This window comes from Nitrososphaera sp. AFS (genome assembly GCF_009898475.1).
Lineage (GTDB): Archaea > Thermoproteota > Nitrososphaeria > Nitrososphaerales > Nitrososphaeraceae > Nitrosopolaris.
On record NZ_QURE01000077.1, the window covers coordinates 1 to 261 of the forward strand.

Below are 261 nucleotides of genomic sequence, written 5' to 3' on the forward strand. Positions count from 1 at the left end.
CCGCTTTCGTATGCCTGCTATTTCCTTAAATTTTGCTTTTAAAGAGAAATCCTTTGGTTGCTTCTATGACACCCAAAGTTCCTTATAAAGCAGTTGTCCACAGGAGTATATTCATCCATATCGTATACTACATATTATCCTCAATAAGCGCTTCAATGAAGCTTATGATGCCTATTTGGATATCCCTATCGTCATCATCGTTTGTAAAGGTAATTTTGTTCGCAATCTTAACTCTGACTTTGACTTTTATCCCTTCTACAA